We start from the raw sequence: 14019 nt of genomic DNA, 5'->3' as shown, positions 1-14019 counted from the left end.
ACCCTTAGCGTACTTCTGCTCCTCAGGACGAACAGAGTTTGGAGGCCATTGATAAAAAGAACCCATCAATTACATTGAAACCATGTAATAGTATATAAACGTCAGTATGAACAGATTTTCACATCAAAGCATACATCGCACTCTACAACAGGCAGTAGAATGGGTACAAAACAGCCCGCCATTATTTAATAGTACGGCCAGTCCTCTATTTCTGGACTCCCCCTTACCGGCCGGAACAGCCCCGGTGATTCTTGATCAACAGCAACTGGCCCTTTTGGAAAGTCTGGTTAACCAAAAAGGCAATCCCCTGCTCGGCATTTTCAACGAAACCTTATGGCAATTCCTGCTGAGCCAGCTGCCTGATAGCCAGACCATCGTCGCTAACCTGCAGGTGAATGGCGAGAAAAATGGTCAGCCTGCCACACTGGGTGAATATGACCTTATCTACCAGCGGAAAAACCGGTTTATCCATCGGGAACTGGCCGTTAAATTTTATCTGGGTATGCCTGGTGAAGCTGACAATGCCGTGGGGTCTTCATGGCAACATTGGGTCGGTCCCGGACTCAGGGACCGGCTGGATCGCAAGATGGATCGCCTGCTCCATCATCAAGCCCTGTTGAGTGATAGCCATGAAGGGCAGGAAACATTATTAACGCTGGGTATTGTCCAGCCGGTTGCTAAAGAGATCCTGATACAGGGAAGGCTTTTTTATCCCCTGTACCGCACAGATAAAACAGCCATACCGCAACTGAACGACATCCAACTGATAACTCAGGCAGAACAGCATATAACAGCGCAATGCCCGCCACCGGAGTATTGCAACCAGAATCACCTGAAAGGTTATTGGTTAACCCAAAGCCATTTCCTTCTGGGTACCCGGTCCATCAGCAGGGATATCCGCTTCCAGATACCTCAGAAAGTGCAGTGGTTGAATCAGAACCCTGTTGCAGAGTTGCTCGATCAGGATGCGCTGATACGCCAGCTGCAACCGCAAAAACGACCGGTGTATATCAGGGCAATCCATCAGGCGCTGCAACAGCAGATGCATTTGTTTATTGTGCCTGATGACTGGCCTGAGAGAGCGATGAAAGTGGCTAAAACCGATGAGTGACAATCAATGGCGAACTGACCCAATGTATTACTCACACAGCAAAGGAAAACTGCAAATTGCTACGGTAGTGTTTAATAAGTCTTTGATTGGAGATTTCTGAAATTACCGGCATACTAGCCTTCCCTCCATTTGGTCAAATATTCCCTCCTATGACTACCGAACAAACTCTGATGGAGCGCAGCGGCGCTCAATGTGAACTGTGCAGTTCAAAAAATGACCTGAGCGTTTACCCTGTGCCGCCAAAGAGCGATGCATCCCATCCGGACCACTGCCTTCTGGTTTGTGATAACTGCCTTGGGCAGATCAACCAGTCAAATACCATGGATACTCATCACTGGCGCTGTCTGAATGACAGTATGTGGAGCCAGGTTCCCGCCGTTCAGGTCATGGCATTTCGTCTGCTCAACCGTCTGTCATCGGAAGGCTGGGCCCGGGACCTGGTGGATATGATGTATCTGGATGATGAGACCCGTGAGTGGGCAGAGTCCGGATTAAGCAGTGAAGAATCAGCAGCCCCCACACTGGATAGCAACGGCAGTGTATTGAATGCGGGCGATACAGTCACGCTGATCAAGGATCTGCCGGTCAAAGGTGCTGGCTTTACTGCCAAGCGCGGCACAGCTGTACGCAATATCTCTTTGACCGGTAATCCTGAACAGATCGAAGGCCGTGTCAATGGTGTCCGAATTGTTCTGTTGACCAAGTACCTGAAAAAAGCGTGAACACCATAAGTAGCGCCTGTTAAACCACAGGCGCTGTTTTTTGACGGGACGCAGCCCGGTCAACATGGTGTTTTTTCAGTTGCAGTGATGGCGTGTATGGCAATACATCCATCACCTGCCCCTGGGAAATCTGCTGCTGAACACTGCGCCAGTAGCTGGCGGTAAAAAGATCACCATGAAGACGGGTAAAACGTTTGCGGATGGCCAGATCAGGAAACAGAAACACCGGAAACTCTTCCGGAAAAATATCCCCCGGTGAAACGGAATACCAGGGCTCAGCGGACATTTCCTGCTCTGGATAGAGCGCCTCCGGTATCTCGCGAAAATTGCACTCGGTCAGATAGATAATTTCATCGTAATCGTAGAAAACCACACGACCATGGCGAGTGACCCCGAAATTTTTCAGCAGCATATCGCCCGGGAAGATATTAGCAGCGGCCAGTTGCTTGATCGCCCGGCCATACTCATCAAGCACCGCTTCCAGTGCCTGCTCGTTGCCATGGTCAACCAACTGTTCAACATAGATATTCATGGGCATCATTCGCCGCTCAGTATATAGATGGCGAATCAGCACCTTATCGTCATAGACAAGAACGGTAGAGGGCGCTACCTGCCGCAACTCCTGCAACAACTCATCACTGAACCGGGAACGGGGCAATATCAGATTGGAGTACTCCTGAGTATCGGCCATCCGCCCTACACGGTCATGGGTTTTTACCAGATAGTACCGGTCTTTAACCATGGCCTTGCTGATATCTTTGGGCGGGGCGAAATGATCTTTTATGACTTTAAACACCATATCCAGGGAAGGCAGCATAAACACCGACATCACCATGCCCTTGACACCCGGTGCAATGACAAACTGATCAGCAGAATGGTGCAAATGCTGGAGAAAATCCCGATAGAAGACACTTTTACCATGCTTGAAGAAACCGATGGAGTTATAAAGCTCGGCACGTTTTTTTTCAGGCACCAGCGTGTGCAAAAACTCAATACACTCGGAGGGAATCCGGGCATCAACCAGAAAATAAGAGCGGGTAAAGCTGAACAGCACACTAACACTGTCGTTTTCACAGAGCAGGGCGTCAACGTAGAGCGCACCCTGTTCATTATTCAGAACCGCCAGCACAAACGGTTGCAGGTCGTCACCGGCCACCAGCCTTCCCACCAGGTAAGCGGCTTTATTCCGATAAAAGACCCACTTCAGCACATCCACCCGAACATTACTGCGCCGAACCCATGATGGCTGAGCTTTCTGCAACGCATGGATAATATTGCGAATATCCCTGCGCCGGTACTCCCAGGGCAGTTCAAACTGAAAATCATCCAGTATCTGGCCAACCTGGCTGACCAGCCCCTGCTGCTGGCTTTGGTCATTACTTTTATCATTAAAAGCATAGGATCGATAAATGCCCCTGGCGCTGTGCACCTTAAAACCATCAAATTCCGACTGAATAAAACAGTGACGGGGGTTCACCGCTTCGCCCCTGAACAACTTGCGGTAGATGGAGTTATAAAAGGTTTCCGCCAGTTCCGGGTCGGTCCGGTAAGAGATCAAATCCAGGTAAGCGTCATGCACATCCTGCCAGCAGCTACTGTCGCTGAGATAGGACGCTTCAATCCGGGATGCCAGGGTTGTCATCACATCGGTGACGGCAACATGGTAAAGGTTAATCCGGTCTGAGGCAGCATTTTGTGCAGCACTCCAGTCCGCCTTCAGAAAACGGTCCCGAGCCCCCAGGGTGATGTCAGTAAAGCGTGTTCGATAGTCACTGAACCCTTCAAGAACAATTCTGGCAATCTGTCGGGCTATTGAAGTATTCATCACTGCACCATTGCTCTTATATTTTTATATCAATTCCGCGCCGCCCCTGAAGCCCTCCGGTATGAACCATTAACAGCCGTCTGCCCCGGCAGGGAAGGCCTTGCTTCAGGTTTTCCGCCAGTGAATGCCGAATGGCAAACATGACCTTGCCGGTGTATACCGGATCCAGAGGGATTGCCGTCTCCATCTCAAAGGATTTGATAAACGACAGCAACGCCTCGGTAGTGCGAGCGTAACCGCCATGATGATAGTCCGTCAACAGTGTCCAGTTAGCCAATGCCTGCCCGGTGTAGTGATGAATATCACCGCGCAGAAAATCGCCTCCTTTAAGGACGGCGACACCGGTCACCTGCGTCTGTGGCATCTCTGTTGCCGCAGCCAGCGCCACCCCTGACAGCGTGGCCCCCGTGCCACAAGCCAGCCAGATCTCATCATAGCTCCCCGCAGTGATGCCCCCGGCTGCCAGAATTTCGCGGCAACCCTGCACACCGGACACATTACTCCCGCCTTCCGGTACAACATGCACATCCCGGGCTGACAAACCTGATTGATGCAAAAGATGGTGAACAAAGCCGGCTTCATTCTTTCGACGATAATCACTTCTGGACAGGTAGTGTAATTGCATTCCCCAGTTAACCGCATCGGTCAAGGTTGCTGACAGAGATTCCCCCGGCTCTCCCCTGATAACGCCAATGGTTGGCATGCCAAACCGATGACCCGCCGCAGCCAGTGCATGAATATGATTGGACCAGGCACCACCAAAGCTGAGAATGGCCGATTTGCCCTCCTGCTGCGCGGCAATAAGATTGTGTTTCAGCTTGTACCACTTGTTACCGCTGATCTCGGGGTCAAGTTGATCCAGGCGCAAAATATCCAGGGATACGCCCAGTTCATATAGCCACCCGGTATCCACTGGCTGAACAGGAACCCGCCTGGCCAATTGCTCAATAGATTCGAATACCATATTCCTGCCCCACCGATGAAAATCCAGCCATTTCCTGCCTTGTGCACTGCTGCTTGCTCATTCTGCTTATCTCACTGAATGTGCGCCGAAACCTGCCTCATAAATGACAGTCCGTTAGAGTTACTGACAACATAGTTAGTTTGTTGATTGATAGCTCCTGTTAAGCTGTATTGCTGATAGCCTGAAAATGGTTTGAATCAAAGAAAATTATTACATCCCTTAAACAAAGGACTCGAATCTGTGAACCCGGTTAATCAAGCATCCACTACGATAAGTCCGACAAATTCCAAATATCCTCCGCCATCATCGGTTGAAGATAAAAAAAAACCGGTAAAACCGCTAACAGATCCAGATTTAATGGTAAATATCAAGCATTCTCCGAAACAATGTGCCCAAGCCAGTGATGGCACGTTTCAAAAAGTTGCAATAACTGAACAAAACAGGCTGGTAAATTCTACAGGCTTTACTCTACAGCCCGATACCCCCCCTGAAACAACACCAGTAACTGAGGTTTTACCGGGCAAAAATCAGCAATTACATGGCATCTTTGAGTTAATCAACCAGCGGCTGACTTATATGGAAGATGTAGCCTTATTCAAGGTCAGGGAGAATCGGGCTGTTGAAGATTTGACCAGAGAAAAAATGGTGCTTAAGAAGGCCATGTGTGATGCTGAAAATGCTGGTTTAGACCCGGATTCCATGAAACATTTTTTTCAGGCACAGATGAATGCGGCCAAGGCTATTCAACAGGGGTATATTGATCAATGGTCTTCTGCCAGGCCAGCAAATAAAAAATACCGTGACCTGGATTCTGAGGTCAGGCCCAGGCTGATAGAGCTTGGTAAACAGATCGTGAGTCAAATCAGCGCATATCTTTACAATGGAGGAAAGTTTGATAATAACATGCAGCAAGACTTTGTCAGGTTAGTAAATGCAACGCACCTGTCCGAAGACGACAAAGAAAAAATGTTTGAATGTCTTCAGAGGATACGTGTGATTTAAAACTGATTGATTGACAGCTTACATTAAAAGAATTTTTTAAGCCGAAGATGACTTGAAATCCAGAAAATTTTTTATAACCACTAAAACAAAGGATTCAAAGTTGTGAACACAATTAATCATCCCCCCCCTATTGCAAGTCAGACAAAGTCATCTTTATTGCCCCCTCAGCCATCATCGGTTGAACATCAGAAAATACCGGTAAAACAGTTATCGAATCGAAATTTAATGGTCAATATCCAGCATGCCACCGGTAATTCCCCTGAACAATGCACTCAAGCCGATAATGGCGCACTTAGGAAAATAGCAGTAACTGCTGATAAAAGGCTGGAAAATCCCCTGGACCATCCTCTGCAGTCCAGCAAGATCCCTGAAAAAACGCCAGAAACTGAGGTTTTGCCAGTAAAAAATGAACAATTGCTGTCACCTTTGATGATTCCGCCGGAAAATTCCAATCATCTGGTTAAAAGAGATAATTGGCTTCCATATGGTGATCCAGATGTTTTTAACTCAGAATTCAGATTATTTGTTGATCGGGTAAAAGACAGTATTATTAAAAGAACAATCACTGCTGAAGAGTTAATTAAGAAAGCAATTAATACTCGTAAACACATTGAGATTACCAGAAATAATGACTGTGCTGAAGAATTTGGCCTTCTTCGTAATAATCTGCAATTAGTGAGTAATTATCCCATTTGTACCCACACCCCACTAGACTCTACTTATTCCTGTGCTAAACAACGTGCGGTTGAACTGACCTATAATAAATCCTTTATCAATCACATAACCAAGGCAGGAGAAAGGTTTATCAAGCACATCTCTGACAAATATAAACTAAACCCCCTTGAAATTGATCATATACATTATGGCGTGGTTGTGGGTAATGCAGGAGAGAATAAGGTTTATCTAACCCAAATAGTGACCAGCCCCAGAATCAAGAATTATGGAATTGAATATTTTTTTGGTGACTGTTATTTGCATTATGTTGGCAAGAATAAGCGCTCTGCTTTAATTATCCATACGGATCCTGATCAACTGAATCCGGGGTTACAGCATGTTCAGGGTTTAATTGATCAGGCGATGGCTGGCGACCTTTCGGTAATCCCTCGCATTCACTGGTGGTATGTGCACTTGGCACCAACGGCCAGAGGACCCGGTGGTACTGTAGAAATGATCATTCATGCACTGTGTGCTGCCAAAGGGTACTACCTACCCGGTTGGGCAAAAGGTATAGCGCCTTCCATTGAGGTACTGGTGGAACCGAATGAAGACGCCTTTTGTCAAAACTACCATCAATTATTTGAGGCTCATCAGGGGGCATTACAAATGCTGTTTACCAATAGGAGCGATTAAACCATCGGTTCTGCTGCTGGATAGCAGGTTTACGACAATATTTTGCTATGCTTACCGGTTGTGTAAACACTCTACCTGTCAGACTGGTATGGCTGCCATGAAAAACACCCCTCTCTCCCTGGAAAATTATCAACGTCCTGTTCTGAATATTCCTGATGGTGCTGAAAAAATCCTGCTGCATTCCTGCTGTGCCCCCTGCGCCGGTGAAGTGATGGAAGCGATTCAGGCATCGGGTATTGAGCAGACCGTATTCTTTTACAACCCGAACATCCACCCCGCTGAGGAGTACCGGCTTCGCAAGGATGAAAACAAACGGTTCTGTGACAAACTCAATATTCCGTTTATTGATGCTGATTATGATACCGACAACTGGTTTGCCCGCACCCGGGGCCTGGAAAATGAGCCGGAACGGGGCAAACGCTGCACCGTCTGTTTTGATATGCGCTTTGAACGAACCGCCCTTTATGCTTATGAACACCACTTTACGGTGATCTCCAGCACACTGGGTATTTCACGCTGGAAGAACATGGAACAGATCAATGACTGCGGCATCCGCTCTGCCGGGCACTACCCCGGTGTTTCCTACTGGACTTACAACTGGCGTAAACAAGGGGGCAGCCAGAGAATGATTGAGCTGTCCAAACGGGAAGCGTTCTATCAACAGGAATACTGCGGCTGCGTATACAGCCTGAGGGACACCAACCGCTACCGAATGGCCCAGGGACGCAGCCGGATAAAAAGACTGGTGAATTTTTACGGCCAGAGTACCAATGCACAGGACAGAAAAGAGGACTGTGCCATTATCGCTAAATCTTCGTGAAAACCATTCGCCAAATAATGTCGACTATTTATGGATCGCATAAAGAGTAGTTCCGGTATTGGTGATGCACTTTCATCAACACCAGTTCAATCTCAATCAGGGGCACGAAGTGGTATCAGCACGCGCAGGGAAGTCATTGTTCGTGACAAGGATGAGCTTTCGTTATTGCTCGATTTACCCTTTGAAATACAATCCAAAATTTATACCTATTTGCAGACTCGTGATATTGCCCGTTTAACACAGGTGAATTCATGCATTTACAACACGCTCAAAAAAGATGCATCAATGATAAGGGCGTGGTATCGCCAGATTGCTTCATCACACCTGGCCATTACGGAAACAATCCTCACTGCAAAAAATAAAGGTCAACTCGAGAATTGGTTGAGCCGTTTTACAAAGGATAAGGCATTAGTCAAGTCAATTATGGATCGCCAGGCGTGTTTTTATTTTCCTGCTCTGTTCTTTTCCACTCTCACTAAACTGATGAGTCAATGTAAAGCATTTAAATTAGAGACTTTAGCCAGCATCCCCTGTCATAGTTTAAAGGACTTAGCTGCCTTCAGCGCCGATGGACGCCACCTGGTGATCGCCTGTGACTCTGGAGCCTGTAAAATCTATGGCCAGGAGAGCGATGAATCATGGGTAGCAAAAAGCACTATCTCCCATGATAAGCAAGTCAGATCAATCACCTTCAGTGCCAATAGCCGCTATGTAGTGACCGCAAGTATGGATGGCAATGCGAAAATTTATGGCAAGAAGGACGAACAAACATGGGAAGAAAAAGCCACTATTTCCCACAGTCACTGGGTACGCTCAGCCACCTTCAGCCCCGATAGCCGCCATGTGTTGACCTACAGTAACGACGGCACAGCGAAAATCTATGGCAAGAAGGACGAACGATCATGGGAAGAAAAAGCCACTATTTCCCATGATGATACGGTCGATTTTGCCACCTTCAGCAAAGATAGTCGCTATGTAGTAACCATCAGTTGGGATAAGAGGGCAAAAATCTATGGCCTGACAGACGATGGGTCATGGGCAGAAGAAGCCATCATTCCACATGATGACCTTCTCTACACAGCCAGCTTCAGCCCCGATAGCCGCTATGTGGTGACCGCCAGCATGGATAGCAAGGCGAAAATCCATGCCAGGAAGGACGATGGGTCATGGCTGGAAATAGCCATTATTTCCCATTTTGTCTCGGTCACCTTCAGCTCTGATAGTCGCCATGTGGTGATCACCAGAAAAAAGGGCAGTGCAACAATCCATAGACTGGATGCCGATGGATCATGGGAAAAAAAAGCCATCATTTCCCGCAATGGAAAGGTTAACTCAGTCACATTCAGCCCCGATAGTCGCTGTTTTTTAATGACCTCCAGTGACGATGGCAAGGTGATAATCTCTGGCCAGGATAAAGACGGATCATGGAAAGCAAAAGCCATCATTTCCCATGACAAGACAGTCTACTCAGCCAAATTCAGCGCCGATAGCCGCCATGTGGTGACCTCCAGTTCGGATGGCAAAGCGAAAATCTATGGCAAGAAGGACGATGGATCATGGGAAGAAAAAAACATCATTACCCATAACAAAAGTGTCTACTATGCCACATTCAGCCCCGATAGCCGTCATGTCATCACCTGCAGCATAGATCGCACGGTGAAAATCTATGGCCTGACGAACAATGGATCATGGAGAGAAAAAGCCGTCATCTCCAATGGTAACGATATTAGATTAGCAACCTTTAGCGTCGATGGCCGCCATGTGGTCACTGCCAGTTTCGATGGAACAGTGAAAGTTTATGGTCTGAACAGCGATGGATCATGGGAAGAAAAAGCCACCACTTCCCATCATAGTGCAATCATATCAGCCACCTTTAGCATCAATGGCCATGTGTTGACCATCCATGGCGGTAACACAGCGAAGATCACTGAACTACGGATGTCTGACTGATTGTTTGCTGTCAATTCTGTGGTTAGAAGTTGTCGCATAATTACCACTCGCTCCATTCCTTAACTCGTTGGCCTGTTCAGCCAATTCAATCGGTTATGACACCGTTGGAAAGATAGAGAAGCCGGATCCTTAGGGCCGTGATGGAACTTTTCACCAACCAATTACTCTCATGAAGGACAAGTTTTAATGGAGTATTGCCATGGATGTTGACTACGGAACAGGGACTTACGCAAGCCTGTGCCCTCAACCAAAGTCTGACACCCAGTCCGTAACAGCCTCTGGCCAATGGAGTGCCAGCAAATCGAACTGCAAGCGGCGAACTCCTCATCCCAGGGAGCCTGAGCGACAAGCGCTACTGTGGGCCGCCAGGAGTGGGCGTCTGGCGTTTCGGCGAATTTATTTAAATACAGAAAAACAGTACTTTTCAGGTAAGGGGTCACCAAGACCCTTCTCCCTCGTCCTGCCGGGGGGAATGATGCCCACCAAGCCCATACCAAAGAGGTATTGCCAATGGATGGTAGGCATTGTTGATCCACAATGCCTGTATGTCTATAAATGTGATGCTTTTACTCAACGTCTGCTGCTGGAGCCTGGCTTGACTCCGGAACAACTGCGAGCAAAGCTACTGCCTGATCTGCCAACAATGTTTCATAGACGTCGAGAGCATGGCGAACAAGTCACCTGGAGAGCTTATCCTCATCGTTTCACCTCGGGACACCTGCAAAAAGATGGAACGTTCAGTTTACCAAAATTGAAACCCGGCAATGACACCCCTGAACTGGATTACCCGGAACTGGTGCTCACCAAATACGGCAAAGAAGACATCAAATGCTTCGTTGTATACCTTGATGCACAGATAAATATTGCCGATACCCTGCGGCACAAGCGTCAGTGTGAGGAGGCATTGGAGCTTGAATCATTGCCTCTGGTTGTTTATTGCCACCGAACAGGTTCTGTTCAGGTCTATTTTGATGGGGAGCTGGACAGTAAACACCTGGCCACGAATGCGGATTCTCTGGATTATTTTGCGATTTCACAGGGCATACCCCCAGAAAATTTCAGAGCCATGTTAAATCTGCTGCCAATGTCTTTGCGGACACAGGCACTGAGCTCGGAATTAACCGTCTCACCAGATGTTGAGCACAAATTGCAACAGGCCATCCAGCTGGTGAGTGATCCCCGTTTTTACAGTTACGAGAAACTTCTGGGATTAAAACAGAGTGGTTTGCCAATCCACCAGCCTTTTTTTCGTAAAGGAAGTTTTGAATCGTGAAGGCAGGATGATTGTTGATGATTTTTCTCCAAATGATTTTATCAAATGGCTTGATAATCTATGGGAGCAACGGGAAACATATCCTCTGTACCGGAATTGGCCAACGTATGTCCAGAGGGCTCAGCGTGAAAATGCACGCCTGAAACAATCGCTCCATCAGAACGATTCCGGTGCATCGCCAACATCATTGGCAGCTGAGACACCCACAGCGTTACAGTTTGTGGTGAACGCTTTCAGCGAACCGCCGGTCCTGCCTGATCATGTCGGTGATAATGAAAAAACCATCCTGACGGTGTTGCAGCATTATTACCGCCGCCCGGGACCGGAACGGGTGATCAAGAGCCTTGGCAGACAGACCATGCCAACCGTGTGGAAACCGCTGCACAGCTGCAGTCATGTTCTGCGGGCCAGGAATAATGGGCTCTGGTATATGGAATTGCTGGAAAAATTTCAGCTGCGTCGCCTGGAAAAAATAGAAAAAGAACTTCTGGCACTGGCGATTATCTACCATGATGCCGCTGCCGAAGATGTCGACAAATCAGCGGAAGAAACAAGGTCTGCGGGCTATTTCATACGGGACCTGACCGGGCACTACCCTGAACCGCTGCTGGGTAATATGGCCCAGGCGATGGTCAGCAAGGAAAACGATAACAGGGGTAAAGACGAGCAGAACCTGCCTGACCCTGTGCGCTGGTATCTGCGTATATTACGCTTTGCGGATCGACTGGACATTATCCGTTGTTTTGGGGTCGGGGCTGATTTTCCCGGATTCACGGTGACTGAGCCCCCGGGCTTTGATGCTGCACGTCTTGATTTACCAGCGAAGCTGACTGGCGAGTTTGCCTCCGAGTCTGGCAACAAGAGTGAATTCCAACGTCACCTGGAAGCCGCCATGCACGGTGCGGCTGATCTGGCGCGGATAACCACGCGACTTCAGGATCATCGCAAAAAAGACTACACCAAAGCCTATGGTCTGAATGACCATTGCGGCTCCGGGATCTCTGAAAACTTTGAATTGACAACTGAGCCAATGCAGAGAATGAACCAGATTATTAATGACAATGTTCGGCGCAAAACAGCCCGGGAGGCTGGCATTATTGTCTGTTCAGACCCCGACCACCTGGCCTGTAAGGCTGATCAGAACAAAGGGGTCACTTATGGCATTCATAACAGCTGGTATGATCTGGGGCAGGTGGCGATTCCAGCGGGAATGACGCTGCTGGAAAAGATGCAGTACGAACATGACCCATCACTGCTGAGCCCGGCAACGCAAAAGGCACTGGCGCAAGAGGTGCAGCGGCTGAAGAGTGAAGGTATACGGATGAATCCGGGCACCTTGACGCAGGAAACGCTGGCTTCGGAGGAAGCCCGGAAAGTACTGAAGAAACGTGGTATCACCGTGGTCGGCGAGAAGCGCCCCTACTTCACCGACAATGGCCGCCTGAAAGAGTGGCCAATGCTGGTGCCAAAGAAGATATTGAAGCCTGGTGCCCATGAAAATGCTCCAGCGGGGTGGGCATGTACAATGCTTTGATCAGTTGCAGAGTTCCTCAAAATAACGGATTCTGAACCCTAATATTATCTTAACCCGTTCGTTGCTGAGAACATCTGCAATCCCTTCGAGCTGCTCTATTCCGCTTTCCTGTCAGGCCGATAAAACCCGGAATAGATCGCTCATTTGGTTAACACCGTTATCGGGCTACAAACTATGATACGTTTTGTTGCGCCACTGTCAGGCATGTTTATTTTCGCTTTGGCCAGCGGATACCTGACGACTCTGATTCCCCTGAGAATCAATGCGACAGATGGCAATGACTTTCTGGCCGGCCTTATGGGTACCGCCTACTATCTGGGATTACTGGCCGGGTCATTTCGCTCAGAAAGTATTGTTTGCCGGGTAGGTCATATTCGCTCGTTTGCCTGCTTTATGGCGTTGCTCTGTGCCACCGTACTGAGCCTGGCACTGTCGGAGAATACCACCAGCTGGCTGGTACTGCGCTTCCTTAATGGCATGGCGGTGGCGGGCATATTTGTTGTGGTTGAGTCATGGCTGCTCTGTGAAAGCGACAGCGCCAACCGGGGCAGAGTGCTGTCTTTCTACATGGTGTCACTCTATGGTGCCAACGCTATCGGACAGCTGTTTGTTGGCTTCCTGGATAGCAGTAGTCTGATGCCGTTTATCCTGATCGGGATTCTGCTGTCATTATCGATCTTCCCACCGGCCATGACCCGAATCCCGACACCGGAAATTGAAGAGGCTTCTACCCTGGGATTCAGAAAGCTGTTTGAACTGACACCCTCCGGAGTACTCGGCTGTTTTGCCGGTGGCCTGATACTGGGTGGTTTGTATTCAATGCTGCCCATCTACCTGGCCGATCTCAGCGGCAGTGATGATCACACCGTAGCGCTCTTTCTGGCCATCACCATGATTGGCGGCATGGCACTGCAATTTCCAGTAGGCTACCTGTCCGATATTATTGATCGGCGTAAAATGTTGGTTCTGGTTGCCCTGGCTGGCTGTGCTATTTGCTTTGCCCTGATCCTCAGTTCCCACGAGAGCTGGCTGTATTATCCAGCACTGTTTCTGTTTGGCGGCGCTACCTTCACGCTCTATCCACTGGCCATCAGCCACGGCTGTGATCATATGCACCCGGATGATATTGTTGCCGGCACCCAGGGACTTCTGCTGGCCTACAGCCTTGGTTCGTGTATCGGCCCGATCTTCGCTTCACTGTTTATGAGCCATATTCCTGAAGGCCTGATGCTGTATTTCATCACGGTGATGGGCGTTACCGGTCTTTTCTTCCTGATTCGGATGGCTTACCGTCCTGCGATCTACACCAGCGAAGAGCAGCACTTTATTCCAGTACCCCGAACAACACCCATTGTTGCGCAGATTGACCCGCGTTCTGATGCCGAGGAGTTCCTGGAAAGCGAAGATACGGCTAAACCGGCATGCTGAGGAACTGCCTTTAATCACTTTCAACCCTTAAACACAACAT

General features: G+C 48.6%; 11 protein-coding genes. 9 read left to right on the top strand and 2 right to left on the bottom strand.

Annotated elements, in window-relative coordinates:
- Window positions 1–106 precede the first annotated feature (106 nt).
- Together ACO6V1_RS02070 and ACO6V1_RS02065 are read left to right on the top strand one after the other, a co-directional pair.
- Window positions 107–1111: a DUF1853 family protein gene (locus ACO6V1_RS02070; RefSeq protein ID WP_422460694.1), complete on the top strand. Its 1005-nt coding sequence runs from the start codon at window positions 107–109 to the stop codon at window positions 1109–1111.
- A gap of 149 nt (window positions 1112–1260) precedes the next feature.
- A complete protein-coding gene (locus tag ACO6V1_RS02065; RefSeq protein WP_422446090.1) occupies window positions 1261–1833 on the top strand; it encodes a PhnA domain-containing protein in 573 nt (190 codons plus the stop codon).
- Between the two features lie 19 nt (window positions 1834–1852).
- Here ACO6V1_RS02065 and aceK read toward each other — a convergent pair whose 3' ends face one another.
- Both aceK and ACO6V1_RS02055 read right to left on the bottom strand, forming a co-directional pair.
- Window positions 1853–3658 carry a bifunctional isocitrate dehydrogenase kinase/phosphatase gene (gene aceK, locus ACO6V1_RS02060; RefSeq protein WP_422460692.1) on the bottom strand — a complete coding sequence of 602 codons (1806 nt, stop codon included), beginning with the start codon at window positions 3656–3658 and terminating at the stop codon, window positions 1853–1855.
- A gap of 16 nt (window positions 3659–3674) precedes the next feature.
- Window positions 3675–4622: a 1-aminocyclopropane-1-carboxylate deaminase/D-cysteine desulfhydrase gene (locus tag ACO6V1_RS02055; RefSeq protein ID WP_422465605.1), complete on the bottom strand. Its 948-nt coding sequence runs from the start codon at window positions 4620–4622 to the stop codon at window positions 3675–3677.
- A 192-nt stretch (window positions 4623–4814) separates the two neighbouring features.
- On the opposite strand from ACO6V1_RS02055, the gene aroQ reads away from it, so the two are divergent.
- From aroQ to ACO6V1_RS02020, 7 genes are all read left to right on the top strand, one after another.
- Window positions 4815–5624 (top strand): gamma subclass chorismate mutase AroQ, encoded by an 810-nt coding sequence (aroQ, locus tag ACO6V1_RS02050; protein ID WP_422465603.1) that lies wholly within the window; start codon window positions 4815–4817, stop codon window positions 5622–5624.
- Between the two features lie 102 nt (window positions 5625–5726).
- A complete protein-coding gene (locus ACO6V1_RS02045; RefSeq protein WP_422446098.1) occupies window positions 5727–6974 on the top strand; it encodes a hypothetical protein in 1248 nt (415 codons plus the stop codon).
- Between the two features lie 97 nt (window positions 6975–7071).
- The gene (locus tag ACO6V1_RS02040) at window positions 7072–7794 is read left to right on the top strand and encodes an epoxyqueuosine reductase QueH (protein WP_422465601.1); all 723 of its coding nucleotides are present in this window, start codon (window positions 7072–7074) and stop codon (window positions 7792–7794) included.
- 30 nt (window positions 7795–7824) lie between these two features.
- The gene (locus ACO6V1_RS02035) at window positions 7825–9744 is read left to right on the top strand and encodes a hypothetical protein (protein ID WP_422465599.1); all 1920 of its coding nucleotides are present in this window, start codon (window positions 7825–7827) and stop codon (window positions 9742–9744) included.
- 199 nt (window positions 9745–9943) lie between these two features.
- A complete protein-coding gene (locus ACO6V1_RS02030; RefSeq protein WP_422465597.1) occupies window positions 9944–11017 on the top strand; it encodes a hypothetical protein in 1074 nt (357 codons plus the stop codon).
- A complete protein-coding gene (locus tag ACO6V1_RS02025; protein WP_422465595.1) occupies window positions 11007–12551 on the top strand; it encodes a hypothetical protein in 1545 nt (514 codons plus the stop codon). The genes ACO6V1_RS02030 and ACO6V1_RS02025 overlap by 11 nt, the downstream gene beginning before the upstream one ends.
- Before the next feature lie 174 nt (window positions 12552–12725).
- On the top strand, window positions 12726–13979 hold the full coding sequence (locus tag ACO6V1_RS02020; RefSeq protein ID WP_422465593.1) for an MFS transporter: 1254 nt from the start codon (window positions 12726–12728) through the stop codon (window positions 13977–13979).
- The last annotated feature ends 40 nt before the right edge of the window (window positions 13980–14019 follow it).

Source organism: Endozoicomonas sp. ALC013, from assembly GCF_049310205.1.
In the GTDB taxonomy this organism is placed as follows: domain Bacteria; phylum Pseudomonadota; class Gammaproteobacteria; order Pseudomonadales; family Endozoicomonadaceae; genus Endozoicomonas.
The sequence above is the reverse complement of the archived record's forward strand: the minus strand, read 5'-3'. Positions and strand labels throughout refer to the sequence as shown.

Coding starts and splice junctions, on each gene's coding strand:
- ACO6V1_RS02070 (WP_422460694.1), top strand. CDS start 107: ATGAACAGATTTTCACATCAAAGCATACATCGCACTCTACAACAGGCA.
- ACO6V1_RS02065 (WP_422446090.1), top strand. CDS start 1,261: ATGACTACCGAACAAACTCTGATGGAGCGCAGCGGCGCTCAATGTGAA.
- aceK (WP_422460692.1), bottom strand. CDS start 3,658: ATGAATACTTCAATAGCCCGACAGATTGCCAGAATTGTTCTTGAAGGG.
- ACO6V1_RS02055 (WP_422465605.1), bottom strand. CDS start 4,622: ATGGTATTCGAATCTATTGAGCAATTGGCCAGGCGGGTTCCTGTTCAG.
- ACO6V1_RS02040 (WP_422465601.1), top strand. CDS start 7,072: ATGAAAAACACCCCTCTCTCCCTGGAAAATTATCAACGTCCTGTTCTG.
- ACO6V1_RS02035 (WP_422465599.1), top strand. CDS start 7,825: ATGGATCGCATAAAGAGTAGTTCCGGTATTGGTGATGCACTTTCATCA.
- ACO6V1_RS02030 (WP_422465597.1), top strand. CDS start 9,944: ATGGATGTTGACTACGGAACAGGGACTTACGCAAGCCTGTGCCCTCAA.
- ACO6V1_RS02020 (WP_422465593.1), top strand. CDS start 12,726: ATGATACGTTTTGTTGCGCCACTGTCAGGCATGTTTATTTTCGCTTTG.